We start from the raw sequence: 24,967 nt of genomic DNA on the forward strand, positions 1-24,967 counted from the left end.
GGACGTAAACCTCTATCTATACGAGAATATTGTCTCAAAATTAGAGGGATTAAACAATAAAAATAGAATAAATAACTCAAGAGATTATTAAGAAAAATAATTAGAGTTTTTGATAAGTTATTGTCTAATCTTTATAAGCTTATCATACCAGGGGGTTACACAACCTGAACTAAAAGGCTCACTAACAACTTCAGAAGAGTTATACAATAGGTCACAAGAATTACAGGGATTAAGAAATGATTGGGATAGACGAAATGGAACTACAGCAGTAATGAGAGCTATTGATAATGAAACAGGTGAGGAGGTATTATTAGTAGCTACAAATAGTCCGAAAAAGACAATTATATCAGATTTTAAAGGTAATTTAATGGGAAATGAAATCTATATTGGAGGAAAGGGACACGCTGAGGAAACAATTATTAAAAATGCTGGAGACAGATACACACTTATAGAAGGTGGAAGTTCTAGAAATGTCTGCAAAGGTATTTGCCAGCCATTGATTGAAGGCAAAGGTATGCAATTAGGTGGACTTGAATTTAGAGGAAGGGCTGATAAAACACCATATAGAATGTTCTGGAAAAATTAAAGGATATGAAAGAGGTAGAAAAATGAACAATATATTGACTTTAGATGATTTATTTAATGAATGTGAAACATTTTGGCCATTCTTTTTCAGTAAATGCTATCCTAATGGTTATTTTGAGAAAGAGGATATTGAATTAGCAGAGTATATTAGAGGAAAATATTGTTTACCTATAGAGTGGGTTGATGATTTTACAAAATATTATGCTGGAGTATTTGATGAAGAAGATGGATATGTAAAAAATCCTAGAAAGGTTATTGTTGATTTTGCAAATAATAATCTGTTGGAGATAGAATTTCACCCTGGGGATACCATATTTTACTTAAATAAAGAAAACATTGGCTGTACAGGACCACATTTTGAATTGCATAAAATATCTTGGAATGAGTTGAAAAAATTATTGTTAAATGTGGAGTATAAGGAATTTAAGTTATTTATGATATTACCAATGGTATTTATTCAAGATAATGAAATTGATGAAGTTTTTAAGGTAATTACTGAATGTTTAACTAAATTACCATTTAAATCAGAAGATTATACCATAATCAGTAAATGTATAGTTGAAAATATTATTGGTGAATAACTGCATAATTGTAATAATGTAGTGAGAAGATGAAATGAATCAGCTGGAATGTAGGTATGCTAGCTTATTTTTAGCTGGCGACCTTATGTTTATGTATTTGAGGAGTTGGACTTAAAGGTGCCACAGAAGGAATAAACTTTGGTTCAAAGGCATTTGTTAAACAAACAGCATTAGAGGGAATACTGGGAATGGCAGTAGGAGGAATAGATGGATATTCAAATGGGGAAAGTGGATATGATTTAGCAAAAACATTGTTAAAATCAGGTGTTATGTTCTGTGGTATGAATTATTTCATGTCAGATATTAAGCCACTTAGGAATCCATTAAAATCAGTATTTTCAAAAGAAAGTTCAGAAGCTTTTGGAACACTTGAAGGTAAAATGAGTAGGAGTATGTTGGAAATACCTGAAGGTGGAGTTGCTGGGGACAATAGGGGTAACTTTCTAAAGGGGGGAAGTAACACTAGAAGTTCAGGGCAATATCATACATTCCATGAATTTAATTTAGATAGTGATTTCTTATATGCTAGTGACGCAGTTCAATTTAGGCAGGCTAATAAGTCATTAATAGATAGGCTAAATAGCGATGCTAAATTTAGAAAGGATATGTTTAAAAGAAATCCTGAATTAAAAACATGGCTAGATAGTAAACCTAATTTATCTAATAGTCCAACAGGTTTTACATGGCATCATGCAGAAGACTCTGGGGAGGTGGAAATTTAGGAAGAAAAGGTAAGTTGGATAAGTATGGAAATACAAAATAGTGAGGAAGGTTGGTAATATGTTAGAAAAAAATAGGGAGTATAAATTTTATGAAGTAATAAATGAGTTAAGAGAAAAATATATTGAAATTGGAGAGAAAGAATTATATAAAGATAATAATTGGTGTGTATATGCAAAGAATGATGATATTTACTTGAATTCTAATTGTTATATAGATGAATATCCAGAAATTGATGATGATACTTATGAAGAGAAGCTACCAGAATTTATTTTTAAAAAAGAGTTAGAACTTGTATTTAGAGATGAACTATTACAAGATGTTGTGGTTTCAGCATTAAAAAGAAAAGAGAATGCATCAAATGAAGAATTAATGGAAGCAGTTAATTACTATGATGATAATGATAGTTTTTTAGAATTATAAAATTAAATTATCACTTCATAACTAAAGAATAAACTGCTTCCTGTCAAGTAGACAATTAAAAAATAAAAATATTTTATATAGCCAATCACTCTTGTGGTTGGCTATATTTTATACTACAGATTTCAGTAAATATTCTCTATGCTCTAATGGTGGTATATAATTAGGACATTTCTGATATCTGTAATTATTATAATAATCTATTAACTAGCGTAAACGGAGATGTAGTAGATAAGATAGTTTATAGCTATGATAATAATGGAAATCAGATATCTTCTACAGAAATTATTTATACTCAAGGAAAAGAGCAAACACAAAAGGCAACAACAAATAAATATGATCATTTCAATCAATTAATAGAAACTACAAATGCTTATGGATTAAAGATAAATCATATTTATAACGGGGAAGGCTTAAGGGTAGCCAAAGCTGTAAATGGAGCTATAACTAAATATCTTTATGAAAAAGATAAAGTCATATTAGAACTAGATGAAAATGGTAATGTAAAAGCAAGAAATGTATATGGAACAAATTTAATTTCAAAAACTATAAATGGAGAAATAGATTACTATTTATATAATGGACATGGAAATGTAACAAAGCTAATATCCAAAATAGGAGAAGAATTAAATTCATATTACTACGATGCATTTGGAAATATAACCGAAGAAAAAGAAAAGTTTGATAACCCATATAGATATGCAGGTTATCAATATGACAAAGAAACAAAGACTTACTACTTAATGTGTAGAATGTACAATCCAAGTACAGCAAGCTTTATGCAGGAAGATAGCTATAGAGGGAAAATAGAAGACCCACTAAGTTTAAATCTTTATAGTTATTGCGAAAATAATCCTTTAATATATGATGATCCTACAGGGCACTGGCTACACATAGCTATTGGTGCAGCAGTAGAAGGTGCAATAACAGGAGCAATAGCAGCAGCTACAGGACGAATGTCACTAGGTGCACAAGCACTTATTATGGCAGGGGCAGGTTTTATTGGAAATTCTGCAAATCAATATATAAGTAAAGGGCGAGTTGATTTCAAAGAAGCATCCATAGCTGGACTATTTACAGGAATAACACATGGTGCGATAGGTAAAATATTTAAATCAGATAATCTATTTAACAATACTATAAATAAAGCAGTAACAAAATTAAAGAATCTACCTAAGTAATTAGCAGAAAAGACTGCATCTATAAGCAAAAAAGTAACAAGTAGTTTTGAAAAAGTCTCAAATAATATTGCAAAAGGATTCAATTTTGGACCAAGGCTTAATTTTGCATATGAAGGTAATGGTTATTCAACATTAGGTAGATTATTTGAAGTAATAATGCCAGAGAATACAGCATCAGAAACTATCTCTAAGGCAAGTATTAAAAATAATGTTAAGACAATTTCTGAAGAACTTAGAGAGGTAAATGGGGCTGGAAACGGGTTTGTTAGTAGTGTTGGTGAGGGGGTAGGAGAACCTAAAATTGTATTGCCAAGTAAAACACATACAAATGGAACTCAAGGTCATTGGGAAACAATACTTGATGAAGTAGATGTCATGAAAAATAGTGGTGATTATAAAAAGGTATATGTAAATAAAGGTCTTAGCAATGAAATTCCAGGAGCAAAACCTAACAGAAGACCAGATGTAATGGGTGTAAGACATGATGGTATAATAGACCAAGTTGAAGTTCCGAGTAAAACAGATGACCCAGCAGATTTACTTGAGAGAATGATTGACAATCAAAGAATAATTGGAGATAGAGCTGGTACAATAAAAGTGAAACCTATAAAATAATAAGGAGAATATGAATATGGAGAAAGAAACAATATCAATTACAATATATGGAGAGAACATTGATAATGATTTTAAGTGGGAAGACTGGTATGAAGACGCTAAAAAAATAATTGAATCATTAGGATATGATTATAATTATGTAGGTATAAGAACTCAAAAACTTAATTCAGGAAAAGTAATGAAATTGAGTAGAAATGAAAAAAAGGTTCTTAATGAAATTCAAAGTGGTCAAGAAATTAAATACATTTCAATGTTTTCATTACCAGAAGATTTTCAAAGTGCTTCTTTTGATTATGATGTAATGATAGTGAAGAATTCTCAGTTTACAACATTAACAGTTAATAAAGGTGATTTTAATAAAATAGATGAACAAAAATTATTACAACTGTTAAGCAAATATGTTGATAATGGACATGGAGAAATATATGAAATGGATAGATATGAATCACCATTAATTTATGCATCAAAGGCTAATCCAACATCATTTTTTAAAACACTAAAGATAATTAAAGAGATAAGTTAAATGCAAAATTATAAATTAACTGACTTCATAAAATACGAAATGTAATAAATTGAGCAAATTAATAGGTTTAATTTAAATATTTCAATGCATAATTGTAATAATGCAGTGAGAAGATGAAATGAATCAGTTGAAATTTAAGTAGGCTGGTTCATTTTTTGCTGTTGAGGTTATGTTTAAGTATGCTGGAGGAGCAGCACTTAAAGGTGCTACATCAGGAATAAACTTTGGATCAAAGGCATTTGTTAAACAAACAGCACTAGATGGAATACTAGGAATGGTAGTAGGAGGAATAGATGGATATTCAAAGGGAGAAAGTGGATACGATTTAGCAAAAACATCTTTAAAATCAGGTGTCATGTTTGGTGGTATGAATTATTTCATGTCGGTTATCCAACCACTTAGAAATCCATTGAAATCAGTCTTCTCAAAAGAAAGCTCAGAAGTTTTTGGAACACTTGAAGGTAAAATGAGTAGGAATATGTTCGAAATACCTGAGGGTGGAGTTGCTGGAGACAATAGGGGTAACTTTCTTAAGGGGGAGACTAAAGCTGTTGATGGTGCACCAGAACCCGAAGTACAGAGTTTCATAGAAAAGTTTAAAGAGAAATATCCAGGGAGAGAGTACAAATCTGGTCATAAGCTTGAACACTCTGATGGCAGAAACAATATTGAGATTGATTTTGAAACAGATAATGCAATATTAGAATCCAAGAGAGGAAATGGTAGGGGACTTACAAGACAAATTACTGACAGATTAGACCCCAAAATTAATCCAAATGGAAAAGTTGTAATAGGTGTTCCAGGTTCAAAAATGAGTAGATTTGCACAAAGGGATGTTGAAAATGCTGGTGGATTGATGTCAAATGATATAGACTTAATTTTAGAGTTGATTAAGCCAGACAAATAATAAGGGAGAAGTGAAATGGAAGATATTTTCTATTTGAGTACTAAAAAGATTAACGTAAAAGACATTAATAAAATTGCTGAAAAAGTAAATGTTAAGAGTACGTTTATACCTAAAACATTAGATGTTTTAGAGATAGAGTATTGTGATGGTATTACTGCAAGTTGGTTTAATATGAGTCTATGTGAGTTTCAGGAACCAGAGGATGAAAAATTTCTAAATGATAATAAGATAGAAGCAGTTTTTTGCATTTCACATCATCCAAGGAATTTAAAGATAATTATGCCTCACATAAAAAATGTATTAAAAGAATATGGTGGATGGATTGGAAATGATAATGAGAAATTTCAACCCTGGTTTAACTTGGAGAATATAGAGTCATTTGAATATCAAATTTAATAATAGGCTAACTACAAAACTTACGTATTACTAGATGCATAACAATGAGTCAGTTAGCTGCAATAGTAAATTAAGCAAAAGTAAGTTGTCGATAAAGAGAAATCTGCTGCATAATATTAATAAAGCAGTGAGAAGATGAAATGAATCAGCTGAAATTTAAGTAGGCTGTTTCATTATTTTTTTTTAAGAAGTTATATATAAGTATCTGATTAAGGACTTCCTAGCTAATTAAGTCTAGTGACTTTATATGCCAGTAAAACTAGCATATAAGAGATGTGTAGCTTGATAAGCTAGAAAATCCTAGGCTCAATAACTCCACTTAAAAGTTAATGGAATTGATTAAGAAGAAGTAATAGATGTATCAGTTAAAGAAAACCTAATCAATGAACAAAAATTTATTAAATAACCAATCAATTAATAAATAATAAAATAATTCAATTGAATAAATAACTGAAAAATACATTAAAATAGGAGTGGATTAAATGGAAAAAGAATTGAATGAATTAATAAGTAAGTTAGAAGCGTATATTACAAATGACGATTTTATTGATATTAGTTATGATGTTGTAGAAGAAATAGAGGAAAGAGAAGATGCTTTTGAAGCTATACAACCTATCCTTATGTTAATTGAAAAAAATCCTAATATTGATTTTGGTAAACCCGGACCATTAGTACATTTCGCAGAAAAATTTTATAAAAACGGATATGAAGAAAAACTTGTTGAATCACTTAAAAGATTTCCTACTAAACATACAGTATGGATGTTAAATAGAATTATTAATGGTTCTCAAGGAGATAGCAAAGAATATTTTATAAATGTGTTAGAGGGTGTTATGGTTAATCCTAATATTGACAACGAAGTTGTACTACTTGCAAAGCATTTTAGAGAATTACATTACTAAGACTAATTTAGAATTATTATATTAACTGCAAAACTATAATAAAGCTGACTGCAAAACAAGCGGTAATATACTAGCATAAATGTGAAATTACTAATATATATAGTTCTAGCTATATAAATACAATTAAAATTTACTGCATAATTGTATTAATGCAGTGTGATTAAGTCAGAGGAACTAGCTACAAAATAAAGTAAGCTAGTTTCTGCTTTTTCGGAGATAAGAATTGGAAATACTAGCTTGTAGCAATATAATGTAATAAGACAGAATCTACCAGGGGGCGACTAACCCTGAATATACGACTACAATAAAATGGGAAATTAATAACATAGAAGCAATGAGACAAATTGAGTCATCTAGTGTAGCAGGTTATAAAGTAGAGTGGCTAGTATCAGATGAAAAAGCAGTCGAACAGTTAACTAGGTTGTTTAAAAAAGAAAATATTGATATAACGGTAAGATATTACCTTGAATAGAGGAGGAGAGTAAAGTGGAAATAATTAATGAGATTGAGTTAGAAAAAATAATTAAATTGGAAAAAGATTATAATATGAATATTATTGATATAAGTGATGAAGAACTTAAAAAAACTTTAGTGTATTATGATTTTATAAGTAATAATATTGAAAAATTAGTATTGGAAGAAGATAAAATCAGTATAATGTATAGTAAATATTATTGGTATACCAAGTATAAACAAAGGTACTTTGAAGTAGTTGGATATGATGCTGGTATAGAACAAGAAGGATTTAAGTTATTAAGGGAAATTGAAAATGAATTGGAAGATGGAGTTGATTGGGGCATAATACAAGAAATTGAACAAAATGAAAAATAAATCTAAATGCATATTATTAGCGACAGTAACTGCATAATAATAAATCTTATAATATGTATAAATATCAATCAATGCTAAAAAATATTTTACTGCATAATATTAATAATGCAGTGAATATGGGCAAATGGAGAAGAGTGAAATATAAATACTTCAATTATAACGGTATTTTTTTGTTTACATACATTAATTAATGTAGAAATTAAAAAGGTTAAAAAATAGCTACAGAACATTAAAAATGATAAGTGAATAGAAAAAAGTTAAAAAGTGATGTGAAGTATTGAAAATACTAGGGTGATAGAAAAGACAGACCCTGCCTCAGGGGGCGTCTAAAGCTGAAAGACAATTATTAAATGGCTCTGAGTGGAACAACTATTTTAGAGAAGCTTATGGTGCAGAAAATGTTTAATGGGAAACTGCTGTTAATTCAATGGCGGATATCATAGATACTCCAAGTTTGATAACTAGATTAAAGCTTAATAAGTTAGCAGATTTAGCAAATAAATCATCATGGAAGTAGCCATCATGGAGAAATTCCATATTATAAAGTATCTTCTGAACCTAATGGAGAAGTAAAATTCTATTATGATAATGGAATATGGAATTACGAATATATTACACCAAGAAAGCCTGGGAAAATGCGATAGATTCTAGTGAAATGAGGTAATAATATGTGGATAATGAAACTTTCATACTGTTATATGAAAGAATGTTAAAAGCAGTACAGCTAATGCAACTGAGCTCAGAGGAACAAAATAAATATTTAGGGAAAATCTCAGTAGATGATATTGCATTAACATTCGATAGTGATGTAACAATTCATGCAAATAATTTCCTAAAAGCCAATATTATAACTAGCGAGCAATTTGACTTAATAATGAAGATTAATGATAATTTGGATAAAATGAGTGATGATAAAGATATATGGGCAAGGGATAAACTTGATGAGGTTCAATGGTGTGAATGCAGGGTAATGGCTAGGGAACTATTGGTTAAATTAAAAGAAAATGATATTGAAACATTTATTAATGAAAACTTATATTAATAGGGTTTCAGAAGAGTTTTTAACTGAAGGAAAAGTAATCTTAAAATGCCCACGATGTGGAGAAAATCTAATATATGAAGATCAAAAAATATAATTAATTAAAAAATAATTTCAAAATAAGATAATTTTAAAAGGCTGAAGGTATAGATTTAATCTAGCTTTCAGCCTTTTAAAATGTTAAATAATGATATGAAGATTTAATATAAATTGTAGATTTAGAAATGAATAATGAAAATGTACTATATATTTAAAATCTAAAAAATATATTTAACCTGGAGTACATTTTAATTTATGAATTAAGGAATTTTAGAAAAAACGTTATATTAAGGTGCGAAAATTTATAAGATGTGATAAAATAAAACATAATGTCTTTTTGTGTCGAAAAACGCTTTTATATTCTAATTACGTTACATAAAATGTAAAAATTAAAAATAAATAAATTTAAGAAAATATATATTTATAATTTTTCATTAAAAAAATATAGGGGCAGTAAGAAAATTTTGGTTATCTAAAATAGAAGGGAGAAATTTAGTGTTAAAAAACAAAAATGGACTTATAGTATATTTTTTATTGTCCTGTGGTTCAAGTGTTATTGATATTATTATAGGTTATGTATTATTTAATATATTAAATGTAAATTATTTAGTAGCATGTAATATAGGAATTATAGCAGGGCTTATATTTCATTATATTACTTCTATAAAGGCTGTATTTAAAAAGGAAAACAATATCAAAAATTTTAGTATATATATAATTACCTTTTTCATAGGATTAATTTTAGCAAATATAACTATGTGGATTAGCTTTGATAAATATAATTTAGGATTTTTAATATCAAAAATATTTTCTATGGGGATTCCATTTTTTGTTATGTATTATCTGAGAAAAATATTATATAAAAAATTTAGTTAGGAGTTTTAATTATGAATACTTATTATAAATTTAAATTCTATATAAATGGAAGGCATTCAGTTACCTTTGGTACTAATAAGTCCAATATACATCCTCATACTTGGGAAGTTGTATTAATAATGAAGACAAAACTTGATGAGGAAGTAAATTTTACGATTTTTGAGAAAAAATTAGAAGAGTATTTTTCAAATTATGAAGGAAAATATCTAAATGAATTAGATGAATTTATAGATATAAATCCTACCATGGAGAATATGGGGAAGATACTTTGTGAAGATATAAAAGCGTTAGTAGATGATGAAGTTTTAATATTAAAAAAGATTGAAATAAGTGAAAACCCAATGAGAACATATATTATAGAAACTATATAGGAGGAAGGAATTTGGAAAATTCACACGAGAAAAAAGATAATAAAAAATATAAAACCATAAAATTAAAAATTTCAGATATCACTATATCTGTGTATAGTTTCATATTAATTGCTCTTATTGGAATTATGGTTTTAGTTTTTATAAATAAGACTGGTAATTTCCCATGGGGCTCAGATACTTATGGACATTTATTTAAAGGAAATATATTATCAGATTCTATAAAAGAGGGTAAGTATTTTGTTAATTATAATGAATACTGGTATAACGGGGTTCAGCCATTTAGATATTGGGCGCCACTACCTTATTATATACTTGCAGCAATTAATTTAGTAACGAATAATATAATAACTACATTTAATGTATATGTATTTTTTGTTTATATAATAGGTGCTACAGGATGGTTGTTATTTGGTAAGCAGACTAAGAGGCAATTTGTTGGATTGACCTTAGCTATACTTTGGTTTTTCGTACCATATAATTTAAGAATTTTATTTTCAGAGGGGAATTTACCATTTGCATTAATTAATTCATTAATTCCATATGGACTATTATTCTTTTATAAAAGCGTAAAAGAAGGAAAAATAAGTAGTTATATATTTTTAGGGATAGTAATGCATCTAATGACAATATCCCATGCTATGCTTTCAGCTATGTTTGGAATATCACTATTTTTATTAGTTATTGTGGATGTTGTAATTAATAAAAGAATAAAGAAAAATATTATGGCATTAGGTTCAGCTTTTTTTGGGGTAATGACTTCATTATACTGGCTTTATCCAGCACTTAAAGGAGGCTTACTTGGTCAAGATAAAGGGGCTGTTGAAAATGTTATGAAGGCTCAGACACATCCATTTTCAATATCATTAAACCCATTTTGTAGATTTCAAAATTATGAAATATATTATTATGGATTGGCCTTTGCAATTGTAATAATTATAGGAGTGTTATTTTCATTAAAAAGAAGCAGATCATATTTCTTAGTTGCCTTAATAATTCTAATTGGAACTAATACTGTAGCTGTTTCATTCTTAAAGAACTTACCTTTAAACCAATTATTTTGGATGAATAGATTTACTGCAATATCAATAGGACTTATATTTGTAGGAATTATAACTTGGGAAAAATTAAGACCAAGTATGATAATGTTTTTAATTTTAATAATGACAGTAGATTCATTTGCATCATTTTATTTAGTTGGAAATAATGCAATAAAACCAATATCAAAAACTACAGAAGCAGAATTTGCAAGCAAGATAGCATCTCAAAGAGTAGCAGTGCTAGATAGCTCTTCTATGGGTTCTGTGCCTAGTTATTATATTAGTTATAACGGACAAGATGGTTGTAAAAATCAAGTTTTTGGTTGGGCTTGGCAGGGAGCTACTACTAGTAAAAATATTATGGAACTTAATACAGCACTTGAAAATGAATATTATGAGTATATGTTTGATAGAGCGTTAAGCTTAGGGGCAGATACTTTAATATTAAAAAAATCATTTATTAAAGATTTAAACAAATGTGAAAAAGCATATGAAGCTGTAGGATATAAAAAGGTTAATGAATTTGAATTTTCGATTATCTTGAAATATCCCGTAAACCATAAGTTTGGAACTATAACTCAATATGATGGACTAGCTATTGGAAAATACTCTAATAATCTAGTATATATTTTTCCGAGCTTAAAAGAAGGAAATAGTGATTATATAGATGACTATTCATTAGAGGAGCTGAAAAAATATAAGGTTATATATATTTCTGGAGCTTATTATAAGGATAAAGACAAGGCAAATAAGCTTTTATTAGATTTATCTAACACAACTACTAATGTTGTAGTAGATACAACTGGACTTGAAAGCAATGATTTATTAGATATTAATGTTCAACCAATTACAGTAAAAAATAATTATTCCAATATGTATTACAAGAAAGAAAAGATAGAGCTAGATGATTTCCCTTCAGAACTCAAAGATTGGAAAACTAGTTACGGTACTAGTTTAGAGAGTTGTGGTGCTTATGGAGAATTAGGTAACAGAGGGATAGAGTATATAGGTAAATTAGGTAAGATTAAAGTTATTTCATTAAATATACCATACTATACATTCTTAACTAAGGACGATAAAATGATTAAAATTTTAGAGGATACTTTAGGGATTAAATCATATAGTTTACCTGAAAAAACAGTTGAACCAATAGATGTAGAAGTTAAGGGAAATTCTATAAATATAAAGAGTGAAAAGCTTGGTGTAGTAGTGCCTATAGCTGCGATAGATGCTTTTCATATAGTAAATGGAGACTATTCAAAAGAGAATAATTTATTGAAGTTATCTTCAAAGGAACTTGAGCTTAAGGTTATATATCCATATTTTAAAACGGGAATTGTATTATCAATAATAAATCTTATTATATTTATAGTAGCAATTTTAACTATTAAAATTACCTCAAAGAAGTCAAGAAGTAAAAGTGAAGATCAAAATAATAGTGAATTTAATGGATGCAAAAATATGGGGGAAGAACAATGAACAATCAAATACTATGTATAATAATTACGCTAATATGGGGATTAATTTTATTATGCTTAAATAAAAATAAAATGCATTTTTTAAAATTTCTAGTAGGTAGTTTAGGACTGTTCACTATATCAATGATATTTTTCATGACTCCTTTAGAGGGAAAGTTAATTGATGCAATAAGTTATATCTTGAAAATAATAGCAGATAAAACTTCATATTTTAACGTATATGAGCAATTTTCTATTATAGTTATTGAAGCAAAATCTGGAATAATATCTATGGCTATAAATTATGAATGTTCAGGAATAATTGAACTTATGGTATTCACTGCATTGTGTCTTTTCTTTCCTTTTGGAAGCCTTTTGAGAAAAGTAATATCGTTAATACTTGGAAATGTATTTTTATTTGGTGCAAATATTATAAGATTAATGTTTATTATTGTAGTAGTTAAAATTTTTGGTGCTAGCTCATTTTATTTAGCTCATACTATTTTTGCAAGAATTATATTTTTTGGCCTAACTATATTACTTTACTATATTGTATTTACATCGACGCAATTAAAGTTACAAAAGGTAGGTGACATGAGTGAATAAAGATTTATATAGAGATTTATTGTTTTGGGGTATCTGGTTACTTATTCCTTTATTAATTGATATACTGTCTGGAATAGTTAGTTTAATAGTAATTTTGAAGGAGTACTTCAGGAAAGAAAAGGTGGAGCTAGAATATCTGCCATATATAACAATATTGATACCTGTATATAATTCAGAAAAAACATTAGCTAATTGCATACAGTCAATTTTAGATCAAAATTATCCTATTAAAAATATTCAAGTTTTACTTATTAATAATGGAGAAAAGAATGGAGTTTATGATATATATTGTAAAATACAAGAGCAGCATCCAAATTTAAAGATTTGGTGGATTGATTCAAATCAAGGTAAATCAAAGGCATTAAATAAGGGGATTTATGCAGCTGAGGGTAAATATATTATAAACATAGATTCGGATGGAATACTTGATAAAAATGCTGTGCTTAGAATAGTAGAAAAGTTTGAAAGTAATACTAATATTCATGCCATGACAGGGGTAGTATTAACGGATTGTAGTTTAATAAATACTAATTCAAATTTACTATTAAGATTATTTAGGAGATGTGAGCTATTTGAATATAGTGAGGCTTTTTTGGTAGGAAGGGGTTTTCAATCCTATACAGATAGTTTATTTACTTTAGCTGGTGCTTTTTCTTGCTTTAGAAAGGATGTTATTCAAAAAACTCAGCTATATAATAGTGAAACATTAGGAGAAGATACTCATATAACTTCTCAAATTAGAGAGTTTCAAAATGGGAAAATAGCTTTATGTGAGAAAGCATTTTTCTATGTAGATCCAATAGACAGTATGGATAAGCTATATATACAACGTCAAAGGTGGCAAAGAGGAGAAATAGAAGTAGCATCACTATTTAGAAAATTCATTGGTGGAAGAAACAGAAATACAAGGAAAGTACTTAAAAGAACAGTTATTAAAGATCATACATTAGTATTTCCAAGATTAATATGGATGTTTGCTATGGTTTATTTAGTTTTCATAGATTATCCATTGGAGCTAGTAATTATGGCTAATATATTATTGTATTTAGCATATGTTTTTAATTCAGCATTATCCTTTTTTGTATCAAAGCTATATTTAAAGGATCAGAAAGAAGTAAAAAAATATATGAATAAACATGCATACAGCATTTTATTATTACCTTTTTATAGATTAGTTATATTTTTCATGAGGGTAGCAGGAATCATAAACTCAATAGAAAAATATTCGAAATGGAACACTAAAACACTTACTGAAGAAAAAGAAATTTTATCTAATGGTTTTAAAAGGAAATTCTCTATATTTTATAGGGTGAAAGGGTGGATAAACAATGGATAAAAAATTTTGGGTGCTATTACCTTGCTATAATGAACAAGAAAATATACAGCCCTTAGTTAATGAATGGCAAAAAGAAAGAGAAAAATTAAAGGGGTTAAATTTAGATTTAAGAATTATCATTGTTAATGACGGAAGTAAAGACAATACACTAAATATATCAGAAGAGTTAAGTAAAAGTTATGATAATATATTTATTATAAATCATGATATAAATAAAGGCTTAGGGGAAGCCATTAATACAGGTTTATTATATGCAATAAATCAAAGGGAAGATGGATATATATGTACCATGGATGGAGATTTAACCCATAGTCCAAGCTATGTACAAGCAATGTTAGAAAAAATGAGAAAAGATGAACTAGATTGTGTAATTGCATCTAGATATAGACATGGTTCAGAAGTACAAGGTTTAGCTAGATTTAGAAAACTTTTATCCTATGGTGCAAGAGTTATATATACTTTAGCATTAAGGATACCTAATGTAAGAGATTATACTTGCGGATATAGAATTTATACTAAGAAATCTATAATCGATTTAAATAATATATATGGAAATACTATTGTAGTAGAAACAGGTTTTGCTTGTATGATGGAATTATTATATAAGATACACATTAATGGAAATAAAATTGGTGAGGTTCCGTTTATACTTAAGTATCAGCTAAAAGGTGGGGCAAGTAAGATGAAAGTTATGAGAACTGTATTAAGAAGCTTAACAGTTTTGCTAAATATAAGATCTTATAATAAGCATACAAAAAACAATTTAAATTATACCAGTATATAAAACAGGTATTTTGAAGATACATTAGGAGGAAACAGATGGCAAAAATAAAAATTTTCTTTGGGACTGTAATTTGTTTGTTATTATTTAATACTATGGCTTATGCAACTCCAGGAAACCTTAAGGAAATAAGTATTGATGGTAATTTTAATGATTGGAAAGGTTATCCTATGATAAAGGATGATATAGGAGATACTCCAAAACCTCATGAAGATATTGAATTTGTTCAGTGTGCAGCAGATAATAATGATCTTTATTTACACATAAAAAGGGTAGGTGAAGATAAGTATACTTATTGGAATTTAAAAGCTGTAATAGTAAATGGAAGGAAAGGGGCTCTATTTGATCATAAATATTATCCAAATAAAAGTGATAGATATCCTAATCAAGGTACGAATCCTGATAACACTAAATATGTATCCTTTAAAGCTCCGCAATACGATATAACTGTATATTATAAAGATGACTATCCTAAGTCTAATTTTTATGTAAAAGCAAGTTTCGATGATGGAAAGCACGGGTCAACTGTTATTTTTGATAATGTAGCAGGTGTTTCTAAGGATGGTAAGGAATTTGAAATAAAGTTACCACTTCATTATGTTGGACTTAATGGCGCAAATAGAGATGTGAAGCTTATGCTTAAATCAGGGGTGTTCGAGCCTTTGACTAATGTTGATTGGGCGCCAGAAAAGCCTATAACAATAACTAAAGGTACAAATGCATGGGAAATTTTCATAGGAGCATCATTTATATTTATTTCATTTTTAGCATATAAAAAACTAAAAAAATAAGTTAATAATAAGTTGAGTTTGTATCAAAATCATTTTTGGTAAAATGGTAATTTAGAGCACAAACTAAAGCAGGCTATTGGTATATTTAAGTTTACCAATAGCCTTATGTTTTTGATTAGGCATCTTTCTTAAAAAACTTATAATATGCTGATTCCATAGCAAATGAAAATATAGAAATATAATCTCTTAAAATTTTTAAATTGAATACTTTAGCTACATCTAGTAGTGCAGCAATAGGTATAAGGGTTATAAAACCATCAAGAGAGTTATCATTTACAAAATATGTCCAAGTTGAAAGTGGAGGAGTATTTCTTTTGTTAATCTCTTCAAAGGAAATTTCTGAAACTTCTAACTTCCTATAGTCTTCCTTTATAGCAGCGTCTATTTCTTGCTGTAAAGTTTCAAACTCTTCTATTAATCTCATATGAAAAACAGCTAAAGGATTTCTTCCATTTATTATATTAAGATGAATTCCTTCTTTAATATTAGATACTATATTAAGATAATCTGCCCAATATTTATTAATGTAAAATAATCTAAGATTCTTTTTGAATTCCTCAATCTCATTAATAGTATATATACTATTAAATTTTTCATATAAGTTTGGAAAAAACTCGCTCAGAACTTCATCATTAAATTTATTAGTAATTATTTTTATACGCATGTTATACATATACTGCCTTTGATCATTTAATATAATTGAAAACTTATATAATTCTTTTCTTAAATCAGAGTTTTTACCTTGAACAATTCTTTGAATTTGGTTTATTTTCTGGTTAAATACACCATTTTCTAGAGCTTCATCTTGTAATTTAGGTATATATTTATCAGGTATAATATTTTGGATTCCATATTTTACAATAAGTTCATCCTCTAAACTTACAAAAAAGCGAGTCATTCCAGGGTCACCTTGTCTACCAGCTCTTCCTTTTAGTTGCTTATCAATACGTAAGCTTTCATAAAGATTAGTACCTATAACATATAGGCCACCTAATTCTTTGATTTGTTCTCTATTTTCACCATTTGGTCCACCTAGCAATATATCAATACCACGTCCAGCCATATTAGTTGAAACAGTAACTGCACCTAAAACTCCTGCTTTTTCGATAATCTTGGCTTCTAGCTCATCATTTTTAGCATTTAATACTTGGCAGTTAACTCCCATACTTAAGAGTTTATCTGCTAGAAGCGAGGATTCTCTAATACTACTAGTACCAATAAGGATTGGTTGACCAGTAGTATGTACTTCTTTAATTTCTTTAGCTAGAGCATTAAATTTTGCTTCCTTATGAGTAAATACATAGTTTGGTAAATCTTTTCTAATAGATTTTTTGTTAGGTGGTATTATAACAATTTCCATACCATAATATTCAAAAAATTCATCTTCTGAATCAATAGCTGTACCTGTCATTCCAGCTAAATTTTCATATAAGCTAATAAAATGCTGAAGAGTTATTTGACCTATAATTTTTCCACTTGATTGAACTTCTAAGTTTTCTTTTGTTTCTAATGCACCTTGAAGTCCATCAGGCCAATGTCTATTTTTTGCAATACGACCTGTAAATTCATCTACCATTTGAATCTTATTATTTTTTATTATGTAATCTATATCTTTTTCGAGAAGTACTTCAGCATAAAGAGCGCTATTTACTTGTCTTAATAGACTAAAGTTTTCACTAGAATAGAGATTTTTACATCCAAGCAACTTTTCAATATGGTCTATACCCTTATCTGTTAAATATACATTTAAAGAGTATTCATCTGTAGTATAATCTACTAATGAATCTAACATAGTTATGGCTTTTCTAACTTTTTTAAGGTCATTATCTTTTTCATCTGTATTTGTAGCTATTACCATAGGAATTCTTGCTTCATCAATTAATATAGAATCAGCTTCATCTATAATAGCAAAGTGGAAACCTCTATGAATTAAATCTTCATTATTATAACAAATAGAATCTCTAAGATAATCAAAGCCTGATTCTTTTGCAGTAACATAAGTTATGTCACAAGCATAAGCCTTTTTCTTTTCATTTTTATCCATATTTTCTTGAATAAACCCAACAGTTACCCCAAGCATTTCATATACTGCTTTCATCCAAAGAGCATCTCTTTTAGCTAAATAATCATTAAAGGTAAGTATATGAACTCCTTTTTTTAATAAGCTATTTAAATAAGCAGGAAATACTGCTGTTAATGTTTTGCCTTCACCAGTCTGCATTTCTATAAGTTTTCTATCGTTAAGTGCTAATGCAGCTAATAATTGAACATCAAAAACTTCAAAGCCTAAAGTTCTTTTTACAGCTTCTTTAACAAGAGCAAAACCTTCAACAATAAGGCTATTAAGGTCTGTTCCTTTAGAGGCTAGTTCTTTTAATCCCTGTGATTTATTTAATAATTCATTATTACTTAATGAGGTTAAATTAATCTTTTTTATATCTTTTACTATAGTTTTGTAGTTTTCTAATAATGTATTTCTTTTTATCATTAATAATAACTTCCTTTTTCATTAATAAGGTATTGAGGTAGGGCAATCTGATATCATCTATTAACCTATAATATGTATATTATAATACAAATAATATTTTAAATATAGTTAACCTTTATAGGAACTTGGTTAAAGTCCATTCATAAGTTATATTGTATAATTGGTTTAAACATAAAAATATCAGATAGTATGAGGTAGAAGTAAGGATTTTTATAGTATGGTAAAATATTCATCATTATTGTATTATTATATATAGTTAAGGATATTTAAAATTTTTACTTTAATTAAATTAAAAGGATATTAAAATGGGAAAAATATTAGAGGCACAAATATAATTCTTATAATAAGTTTAATTAACTAAATTAGGGGGGATTTTATGAATTTTATATTTAGACAACCACAATTATATAGGTATCTAAACCTTTGCAATGAAAGTAATTTAGAAAAAAGTGTACTAGATTGTGGAGCAGGGGGAAACTATCCGCCACTAGCTTTATTTTCAAGTTTAGGGTATAAAACATATGGGTTGGAATTAAGTGATGAGCAAATTGAGGCTGCTAAAAGATTTGAAGATGAACATAATATTAACCTTAATATTTTAAAAGGTGATATAAGAAATCTTCCGTTTGAAGATGAAGCTTTTAGTTATGTTTATTCCTATAATACTATATTCCATATGAAGAAAATAGATATAGAAAAGTCAATAAATGAAATAAAGAGAGTGTTAAAACCAGGTGGAATTTGTCTTATAAATTTTCTTTCTATAAATGATGAAGACTATGGAAGTGGTATAGAACAAGGCAGAGGAGAATTTTTGCAAGTAGAGAGAGGAGAAGAAGTAATACATACTTATTATGATATCTGTGAAGCAGAAAAACATTTTAAGGACATGAAGATATTATTTAAGGAAAATAGAATTTTAGAAAGAATATACGAAGGCAAGATGATAAAACAAGGTTATATAGATTATATAATTCAAAAATAAATCTTGATTTTATTATTTAATAAAAATAAATAATTTTATAATCTTTTATGAGTTAAAAAGCAAACTAGGAAATCTTTTATTAATATTAAGATTTCCTAGTTTGCTTTTTTATTAAATTACATTAATATCCAAATGAACTGATATTATGTATATTATTTACCATTAACTGTATAACTGGTCTTTAATGATATAAAAAATAAATTTTATTTTATTAAAAAGATTATGTAACCTAATATAGGCATGTCTCATAATATGAATTAAGAGTAATATAACTTAATTTATATTACTTCTACAAAAATAATAAGAGGTGTTTTTATGGGTTTTTATAGAAGTGAATCATATAGAGGTCATAATTATTATAAAGTAAAAGAAAGATCATATAGTAATGAAAGTGAATCAAATAGTAGCTCAAGTAAATCAAATAGTAGTTCAAGTCACTCAAATAGCAGCTCAAGTCACTCATATAGCAGCTCAAGTAAATCAAATAGCAATTCAAGTAGCTCAAATAGCAATTCAAGTAGCTCAAATAGTAGTTCAAGTAAATCAAATAGTAGTTCAAGTAGCTCATATAGTAGCTCAAGTAAATCAAATAGTAGTTCAAATAGCTCATATAGTAGCTCAAGTAAATCAAATAGTAGCTCAAGTAGCTCATATAGTAGCTCAAGTAAATCAAGTAGTAATTCAAGTAGCTCATATAGTAGCTCATACAGTGAATCAGATAGTAGTTCAAGTGGATCATCATATAGTAGCTCATATAGCGAATCTGATAGTAGCTCAAGTGGCTCATATAGTTCAAGCAGATCCTATAGTAGATAATAAAACTTTTTGCTAAATTTAAAGATAGGGATTAGTGATATGGATAAGTATTACAAAACTAAGGAAATAGTAAATGGATATTCTATTATTAAAATGATAGGTCAGGGGCGATATGGAATTGCATATTTAGCCATAAATGACAAAGATGAAAAGTGTGTAATAAAGCAATTAAAAAGGAAGATGCTTAAACAAACTAGAGAAAAATTGTTTTATGAACAGAAGATATTAAAATCTTTAAATGATCCTAAGTTTCCCAAATTTATATCAACTTTTAAGGATAAGAAGAGAGAAGGCTATATATTAGAATATATAGAAGGAAAAGTGTTTGAAGATTTATTAGTTAAAGATAGATATAAATTTAGTAAAGAAGAAATTTATAAAGTTGCTGATGAGCTTTTAGAGATAGTAGAAATATTGCAAAAAAATAATATAGTACACCGAGATATTAGGCTTCCTAATGTAATAATAAAAAAGAATAAAGAGATAGCTTTAATTGACTTCGGTTTAGCTAGAATTATAGATAATAAAAAATATGTAAAAGAGATAGATTATTGGTTTATAGCTGACTTTTTAATCCGTCTGTATTATTCATCTTATAAAGCAACTGATGAAGAAGAAAAACCTTGGTTTGAAGAACTAGATTTAAATTTAGAAGAAAAAACTTTTCTAAAAAAGCTCATGGGTGTTGAAGGTAGTTATCAAAATATTGAAGAAATAAGAAGTCAACTTGAAAAGATAAAAAATATGAACTGATCTTAAAAGTAAACCATGTGATCCTAAAGTTTCCCTCCAATATCACATGGTTTATTTCTAAAGATTTGAATATGGGAGGTCTACATTGTGCCAAATTCAATTGATATATTAACAATATATCCTGAAAGTTTTAGAGCTAATGTGTATTCGATTGAGCATTTTAGAATGATTGGGCTAATAGATGTAAGTATTAAGTATACTTATGGAACAGAAAGAGTAACATTAGCATATTTTAGATCTTCAGGAACTAATAGTGGGAAAATTAAAGGATTATGGTATCCTATCGTTGGAATAAAAACTCATACAGGAAGCTTTACAGAGTTTTCGGACTATATAAATTATGTCTTAGAGAATTCTACAAGAAAGGGAAGGGCTAGTGAAGGATGGCTTGCTAAATCATTATTTTTTTCTAGGAAGTATGAAGATAGTTCTACTATTAGGGGTTTTTCAAATGGAATGCATCAGAACGTTCTTTTAGAAATAGGAAAGGGATTAAGATATTTATATGAGAATGGTAGATTTCAAAAAGTGGATTCATTGGATGCTGAAATGTTAAATAGTGTACTAACTTCAAATGAAGTATATAAAGGAAATAGATATTCTCAAAGAGAAAATTTTGAAAGATTTATAGAAGATATATTTAATGAGTATTAATCAAAAATATATTCAGGTAATAAGTAGTTTATAATAAAGATTATAATCAAGGGTATATATAAAACTATAAATTTTATATATACCCTTAAAGTTTTTTATAAGAAAATTAATTTTTTGCAAAGAGTTTTTTTTCTGCAAAGTAAACTTCTTAAAAAAGAGAAATAATATAATGTAATATATTATTTAAAATTAAAGAAAAATAAATATAGTGTTCATAAAATATGGAATTATATACAATTAATTGATATGATGTATAATATAATATTTTACACTTAAATATATTTAAAATAACTAAAGGTGTTGTAATAAATTAATTCTAGCTAGAGTTTAGGGGGAGAAAGCATGATAATTAGAAAATATACAGACTCAGATAATTTACAGTGGGTTAGGTGTAGAGTTTTATCACTTTTAGATACTGCATATTTTGATAATGTACTTAGAGAAAAGGAGCATTATCAAAATCCTTCTATTGAATTAGTGGCAGAAGTAGATGGTAAGATAATAGGTTTAATAGATGTGGAATATGAGATTGAAAGGGGAACTGTTTGTTATTATAACAAACAGTTAGGAGGAGTAATAAGGAATTTAGCTGTGTTGCCGGAGTATAGAAAGTTAGGAATAGCAACTGTATTATTAAATGAAGCAATAAGAAGCTTAAAGGTAAATGAAATTGAAAGAGTTGAAGTTTGGACAAGGGATGATAAGTGGGTAAATGATTGGTATAAAAACAGAGGCTTTAGCTTCAAAAAATTTTATTTACATGTTTATACTGAGTCTGATGAATGTGATGAAATAGTTAAAGTCAAAGTAGAAAAGTTGCATGTATGTAATTGTTTTGCACATTATGTAGGAGAAAATACAGAGGAAATAAAGAGTAAATTTAAAAGGATTCATAAATGTAATCTTTATGAACTATACTTATAAATGAAATGTTAAAGGAACTCTTAAGAGAGTTCCTTTAACATTTCAATAATGAGTATTTAATATAAATATGGAGGTATATTTATGGAGAAAAGTCTTTATTCACGAAATTTTGAGGTTAACTATTATGAAATTAAGGAGAATATTTGGAGAGCTACTTCACATTTAAGGGATGACCAGCATGATATAGAAGTAATAGTAGATGTATCTGTACCAGATATGGTTATACTAGATGCTAAACTAGAATTATTGCGCTATCCCATTAAAGAGTGTATTCTTATCAAGGATAAAATCAAAGAACTAATAGGAGTTAATATTTTTTCAGAGTTTCACTCTAAATGTGAGAAATTGTTTTATGGTGATATGGGATGTGGCAATGTTAGAATGCTTCTTGGAGTTTCAGTGCCTGGGATAATTTATTCTTATTTTCCACATCAGATTAAAATAGGAAATATGACAGAAAATCAATGGTGGGATTTTTGTAAACAAAAACTTTCAAATGCATGTATAGCTCACACATTAATGAGTAATAAAGATTAAATTTAAGGAGGCGTATAGAAATTTTTGATGACTTGGAGTTATTAGGATGGAATAAAAAATTTCTATAAGCCTCCATTTTTTGTTTAGAATGTGAAAATTTTAAGTAATATTTCTTGAATTTTTTTAGGAAATATGGCTAAATCTTTCTCGGTAAAGCCTTTAAGCTTTATTAACAAATATCCATAGGTAAATATTCCAACTATAAATTCAATCGCTGTTGCAATTAATATAATAAAGTATTTTCTAGTAAACAAGGTGAATATAAGTTTATCCATAGCAAATATCACAATAGCCATAGCCACGGAGGCTATTATAGCTTTTAAAATAATATTGAATGAATTAATTTTTTCGTTTATAGTTTTATGTATTAATTCCATGTTTATAATTAAAGAAACTGAAAATCCTAATATTCCTCCTAGTATGGCGCCGTATATATTGAAAAAACCTATTCCTATAAAGAAATAATTTGCGCATAATTTTACGACTACTCCAATAAGTAAGCTTATTACAAGCTTATAAAAACAGTTCAAAGCTTGTAAAATGGTTGATTGAAGCTGCACTATACCCATAAAGATTAAAAGCACAGAACCAAAAAGCATTAATTCAAATCCAGCAGCACCTTTAAATAGTAAGGCATACATATTTTTACTAAGGACTCCAAATCCAAAGCTTATAGGAATGAGCAATATGTAAGTTATTTTTAAAGAATAATCAACTGTTCTTTTTATATCAGTATTGTTCTTAAGCTTAAATGATCTCGAAATACGAGGAAGTAAAACTACAGTTAGTGAAGTCACTATAACTAATGGAACATATAATAATTGTCTATATATACCAAGGTAAGATACCAAAATATTAATATTTTCATGAGTGTAGTTTAAAAAAGCCAGTTTAGAACGTACAACTTTATCATCTATAAGAGCACCTAAATTCTGAAGACCTGCACTTAAAGAAAGTGGCAGTGTATATGTAAATAATTTTTTTACTAGTAGTTTTGTATCAATTTGTTTTTTAGCTTGAACAGAATAATTATTTATTCTACAGGTTCTATATAAATAAAATATAAGATAAAGTGTAGCAATAATAGCACCTAGTGAAGTACCTATAGTAGCACCTGCAATAGCTAGCTTTAAACTTTTATGTAAAAAAATATAGGCAAATAAGAGACTTGTACTTACATTTATAAACTGTTCTATAATTTGCGAAATTGCTATTGGTTTTATATAACCCTTACCTTGGAAGTAACCCCTGTAAGATACTAAAATACCTGTGAAAAATACAGATGGAGCTAAAAATTTTAAGGCTAAATCTCCCTGAGGATTTTCCATTAAAACAGATATGTTAGTTGCAAAAACTATTAATATTAAAGTAAAAATTAAGCTACCTATAATTAAAAACATTCTGGCTAGTTTGAAGGTTTTTAAGCTGTCTTTAAAATTATTAGTAGCATCTAATTCTGCAACTAATTTTGAAATAGCAGGTTGCATTCCTAAACTTGTAATTGCATAAATAAATACAAAAACGTCATAAGTATGAGCATAAACACCATTAGAGGCATTACCAATTATTAATATCAAAAGTGGTAAATAAAATAGTGAAATGAACTTACTTAGTATACCTGCTATTGATAAAATGGTTATATTTTTAGATTCTTTTGAAACTGACATATATTTCTCCTAACTAAAGTGTAATCTTTTAATTAAGACAGATCACATTTAAATAATCATCATTATAACTTACTTTGAAAAATTTGTCTATTTAAGTTGAATTAAAGAAAAATATATTATTTAGTTAAAGAGAGTTTTGTGATTTATGT

The 24,967-nt window shown here is 27.9% G+C and carries 28 protein-coding genes; 26 read left to right on the forward strand and 2 right to left on the reverse strand.

Translation table 11 applies throughout. The annotated features are described in order from the left end of the window. Positions 1-109: 109 nt before the first annotated feature. From BUB01_RS09575 to BUB01_RS09665, 20 genes are all read left to right on the forward strand, one after another. Positions 110-586, forward strand: a complete 477-nt coding sequence (locus tag BUB01_RS09575; protein WP_072986500.1) for a hypothetical protein — start codon at positions 110-112, stop codon at positions 584-586. 22 nt (positions 587-608) lie between these two features. After that, on the forward strand, positions 609-1,166 hold the full coding sequence (locus BUB01_RS09580) for an Imm19 family immunity protein (protein ID WP_072986502.1): 558 nt from the start codon (positions 609-611) through the stop codon (positions 1,164-1,166). 188 nt (positions 1,167-1,354) lie between these two features. Then, positions 1,355-1,888, forward strand: a complete 534-nt coding sequence (locus BUB01_RS09585; RefSeq protein WP_072986503.1) for an HNH endonuclease — start codon at positions 1,355-1,357, stop codon at positions 1,886-1,888. Positions 1,889-1,946: 58 nt separating this feature from the next. Next, positions 1,947-2,309, forward strand: a complete 363-nt coding sequence (locus BUB01_RS09590; RefSeq protein WP_072986505.1) for a DUF7716 domain-containing protein — start codon at positions 1,947-1,949, stop codon at positions 2,307-2,309. A 611-nt stretch (positions 2,310-2,920) separates the two neighbouring features. After that, on the forward strand, positions 2,921-3,487 hold the full coding sequence (locus BUB01_RS23685; protein ID WP_278337128.1) for an RHS repeat-associated core domain-containing protein: 567 nt from the start codon (positions 2,921-2,923) through the stop codon (positions 3,485-3,487). Between the two features lie 156 nt (positions 3,488-3,643). Further along, positions 3,644-4,102 carry a hypothetical protein gene (locus BUB01_RS09600; RefSeq protein WP_072986509.1) on the forward strand — a complete coding sequence of 153 codons (459 nt, stop codon included), beginning with the start codon at positions 3,644-3,646 and terminating at the stop codon, positions 4,100-4,102. A 16-nt stretch (positions 4,103-4,118) separates the two neighbouring features. Beyond that, a complete protein-coding gene (locus tag BUB01_RS09605) occupies positions 4,119-4,625 on the forward strand; it encodes a hypothetical protein (protein ID WP_072986511.1) in 507 nt (168 codons plus the stop codon). Between the two features lie 169 nt (positions 4,626-4,794). Then, on the forward strand, positions 4,795-5,532 hold the full coding sequence (locus BUB01_RS09610; RefSeq protein ID WP_072986513.1) for a hypothetical protein: 738 nt from the start codon (positions 4,795-4,797) through the stop codon (positions 5,530-5,532). Positions 5,533-5,547: 15 nt separating this feature from the next. Next, positions 5,548-5,928, forward strand: a complete 381-nt coding sequence (locus BUB01_RS09615) for a hypothetical protein (protein WP_072986515.1) — start codon at positions 5,548-5,550, stop codon at positions 5,926-5,928. 482 nt (positions 5,929-6,410) lie between these two features. Then, positions 6,411-6,830 (forward strand): hypothetical protein, encoded by a 420-nt coding sequence (locus BUB01_RS09620; RefSeq protein WP_072986517.1) that lies wholly within the window; start codon positions 6,411-6,413, stop codon positions 6,828-6,830. A gap of 334 nt (positions 6,831-7,164) precedes the next feature. Then, positions 7,165-7,302, forward strand: a complete 138-nt coding sequence (locus tag BUB01_RS23165; protein WP_159433225.1) for a hypothetical protein — start codon at positions 7,165-7,167, stop codon at positions 7,300-7,302. A gap of 14 nt (positions 7,303-7,316) precedes the next feature. Then, positions 7,317-7,661 carry a hypothetical protein gene (locus BUB01_RS09625; RefSeq protein WP_072986519.1) on the forward strand — a complete coding sequence of 115 codons (345 nt, stop codon included), beginning with the start codon at positions 7,317-7,319 and terminating at the stop codon, positions 7,659-7,661. Between the two features lie 670 nt (positions 7,662-8,331). Beyond that, entirely contained in the window at positions 8,332-8,703 is a 372-nt protein-coding gene (locus BUB01_RS09630) for a hypothetical protein (protein WP_072986521.1), read from the forward strand. A 531-nt stretch (positions 8,704-9,234) separates the two neighbouring features. Next, a complete protein-coding gene (locus tag BUB01_RS09635; protein ID WP_159433226.1) occupies positions 9,235-9,615 on the forward strand; it encodes a GtrA family protein in 381 nt (126 codons plus the stop codon). Between the two features lie 11 nt (positions 9,616-9,626). Then, positions 9,627-9,986 carry a 6-carboxytetrahydropterin synthase gene (locus BUB01_RS09640; protein ID WP_072986525.1) on the forward strand — a complete coding sequence of 120 codons (360 nt, stop codon included), beginning with the start codon at positions 9,627-9,629 and terminating at the stop codon, positions 9,984-9,986. Between the two features lie 11 nt (positions 9,987-9,997). Next, the gene (locus BUB01_RS09645) at positions 9,998-12,502 is read left to right on the forward strand and encodes a DUF6541 family protein (protein WP_072986527.1); all 2,505 of its coding nucleotides are present in this window, start codon (positions 9,998-10,000) and stop codon (positions 12,500-12,502) included. Then, complete coding sequence (gene xrtG, locus BUB01_RS09650; protein WP_072986529.1) at positions 12,499-13,086, forward strand: exosortase family protein XrtG; 588 nt, start codon at positions 12,499-12,501, stop codon at positions 13,084-13,086. Before BUB01_RS09645 ends, xrtG begins: the two co-directional genes overlap by 4 nt. After that, on the forward strand, positions 13,079-14,422 hold the full coding sequence (locus tag BUB01_RS09655; protein ID WP_072986531.1) for a TIGR03111 family XrtG-associated glycosyltransferase: 1,344 nt from the start codon (positions 13,079-13,081) through the stop codon (positions 14,420-14,422). Before xrtG ends, BUB01_RS09655 begins: the two co-directional genes overlap by 8 nt. Next, the gene (locus BUB01_RS09660) at positions 14,415-15,206 is read left to right on the forward strand and encodes a glycosyltransferase family 2 protein (RefSeq protein WP_072986533.1); all 792 of its coding nucleotides are present in this window, start codon (positions 14,415-14,417) and stop codon (positions 15,204-15,206) included. The genes BUB01_RS09655 and BUB01_RS09660 overlap by 8 nt, the downstream gene beginning before the upstream one ends. Before the next feature lie 35 nt (positions 15,207-15,241). After that, positions 15,242-15,994, forward strand: a complete 753-nt coding sequence (locus tag BUB01_RS09665) for a hypothetical protein (RefSeq protein WP_072986535.1) — start codon at positions 15,242-15,244, stop codon at positions 15,992-15,994. A 115-nt stretch (positions 15,995-16,109) separates the two neighbouring features. Here BUB01_RS09665 and BUB01_RS09670 read toward each other — a convergent pair whose 3' ends face one another. Next, positions 16,110-18,482: a preprotein translocase subunit SecA gene (locus tag BUB01_RS09670; protein WP_072986536.1), complete on the reverse strand. Its 2,373-nt coding sequence runs from the start codon at positions 18,480-18,482 to the stop codon at positions 16,110-16,112. Between the two features lie 376 nt (positions 18,483-18,858). Here BUB01_RS09670 and BUB01_RS09675 point away from each other — a divergent pair, with 376 nt between their 5' ends. The 6 genes from BUB01_RS09675 (at position 18,859) to BUB01_RS09700 (ending at position 23,151) form a co-directional block, all read left to right on the forward strand. After that, positions 18,859-19,467 (forward strand): class I SAM-dependent methyltransferase, encoded by a 609-nt coding sequence (locus BUB01_RS09675; RefSeq protein ID WP_072986538.1) that lies wholly within the window; start codon positions 18,859-18,861, stop codon positions 19,465-19,467. Between the two features lie 385 nt (positions 19,468-19,852). Continuing rightward, on the forward strand, positions 19,853-20,299 hold the full coding sequence (locus tag BUB01_RS09680) for a hypothetical protein (protein WP_072986540.1): 447 nt from the start codon (positions 19,853-19,855) through the stop codon (positions 20,297-20,299). Continuing rightward, positions 20,293-21,036, forward strand: a complete 744-nt coding sequence (locus tag BUB01_RS09685) for a serine/threonine-protein kinase (RefSeq protein ID WP_242958391.1) — start codon at positions 20,293-20,295, stop codon at positions 21,034-21,036. The genes BUB01_RS09680 and BUB01_RS09685 overlap by 7 nt, the downstream gene beginning before the upstream one ends. Before the next feature lie 87 nt (positions 21,037-21,123). Continuing rightward, positions 21,124-21,690 (forward strand): hypothetical protein, encoded by a 567-nt coding sequence (locus tag BUB01_RS09690; protein WP_072986543.1) that lies wholly within the window; start codon positions 21,124-21,126, stop codon positions 21,688-21,690. Between the two features lie 342 nt (positions 21,691-22,032). After that, positions 22,033-22,614, forward strand: coding sequence for a GNAT family N-acetyltransferase (locus tag BUB01_RS09695; protein ID WP_072986545.1), 582 nt, complete (start codon positions 22,033-22,035; stop codon positions 22,612-22,614). 81 nt (positions 22,615-22,695) lie between these two features. Continuing rightward, on the forward strand, positions 22,696-23,151 hold the full coding sequence (locus BUB01_RS09700; protein WP_072986547.1) for a DUF2889 domain-containing protein: 456 nt from the start codon (positions 22,696-22,698) through the stop codon (positions 23,149-23,151). Between the two features lie 83 nt (positions 23,152-23,234). Here the strand turns inward: BUB01_RS09700 and BUB01_RS09705 are convergent, their stop codons facing one another. After that, a complete protein-coding gene (locus tag BUB01_RS09705; protein WP_072986549.1) occupies positions 23,235-24,818 on the reverse strand; it encodes a putative polysaccharide biosynthesis protein in 1,584 nt (527 codons plus the stop codon). Positions 24,819-24,967 lie beyond the last annotated feature (149 nt).

It is taken from the genome of Clostridium cavendishii DSM 21758 (assembly GCF_900141845.1).
Taxonomy (GTDB): Bacteria; Bacillota; Clostridia; order Clostridiales; family Clostridiaceae; genus Clostridium_AG; species Clostridium_AG cavendishii.

Bases quoted from the DNA above. Each gene is read 5' to 3' on its own strand.
- BUB01_RS09580 (WP_072986502.1), top strand. From the start codon at position 609: ATGAACAATATATTGACTTTAGATGATTTATTTAATGAATGTGAAACA.
- BUB01_RS09585 (WP_072986503.1), top strand. From the start codon at position 1,355: ATGGCAGTAGGAGGAATAGATGGATATTCAAATGGGGAAAGTGGATAT.
- BUB01_RS09590 (WP_072986505.1), top strand. From the start codon at position 1,947: ATGTTAGAAAAAAATAGGGAGTATAAATTTTATGAAGTAATAAATGAG.
- BUB01_RS09600 (WP_072986509.1), top strand. From the start codon at position 3,644: ATGCCAGAGAATACAGCATCAGAAACTATCTCTAAGGCAAGTATTAAA.
- BUB01_RS09605 (WP_072986511.1), top strand. From the start codon at position 4,119: ATGGAGAAAGAAACAATATCAATTACAATATATGGAGAGAACATTGAT.
- BUB01_RS09610 (WP_072986513.1), top strand. From the start codon at position 4,795: ATGTTTAAGTATGCTGGAGGAGCAGCACTTAAAGGTGCTACATCAGGA.
- BUB01_RS09615 (WP_072986515.1), top strand. From the start codon at position 5,548: ATGGAAGATATTTTCTATTTGAGTACTAAAAAGATTAACGTAAAAGAC.
- BUB01_RS09620 (WP_072986517.1), top strand. From the start codon at position 6,411: ATGGAAAAAGAATTGAATGAATTAATAAGTAAGTTAGAAGCGTATATT.
- BUB01_RS23165 (WP_159433225.1), top strand. From the start codon at position 7,165: ATGAGACAAATTGAGTCATCTAGTGTAGCAGGTTATAAAGTAGAGTGG.
- BUB01_RS09640 (WP_072986525.1), top strand. From the start codon at position 9,627: ATGAATACTTATTATAAATTTAAATTCTATATAAATGGAAGGCATTCA.
- xrtG (WP_072986529.1), top strand. From the start codon at position 12,499: ATGAACAATCAAATACTATGTATAATAATTACGCTAATATGGGGATTA.
- BUB01_RS09660 (WP_072986533.1), top strand. From the start codon at position 14,415: ATGGATAAAAAATTTTGGGTGCTATTACCTTGCTATAATGAACAAGAA.
- BUB01_RS09665 (WP_072986535.1), top strand. From the start codon at position 15,242: ATGGCAAAAATAAAAATTTTCTTTGGGACTGTAATTTGTTTGTTATTA.
- BUB01_RS09670 (WP_072986536.1), bottom strand. From the start codon at position 18,482: ATGATAAAAAGAAATACATTATTAGAAAACTACAAAACTATAGTAAAA.
- BUB01_RS09675 (WP_072986538.1), top strand. From the start codon at position 18,859: ATGAATTTTATATTTAGACAACCACAATTATATAGGTATCTAAACCTT.
- BUB01_RS09680 (WP_072986540.1), top strand. From the start codon at position 19,853: ATGAAAGTGAATCAAATAGTAGCTCAAGTAAATCAAATAGTAGTTCAA.
- BUB01_RS09695 (WP_072986545.1), top strand. From the start codon at position 22,033: ATGATAATTAGAAAATATACAGACTCAGATAATTTACAGTGGGTTAGG.
- BUB01_RS09700 (WP_072986547.1), top strand. From the start codon at position 22,696: ATGGAGAAAAGTCTTTATTCACGAAATTTTGAGGTTAACTATTATGAA.
- BUB01_RS09705 (WP_072986549.1), bottom strand. From the start codon at position 24,818: ATGTCAGTTTCAAAAGAATCTAAAAATATAACCATTTTATCAATAGCA.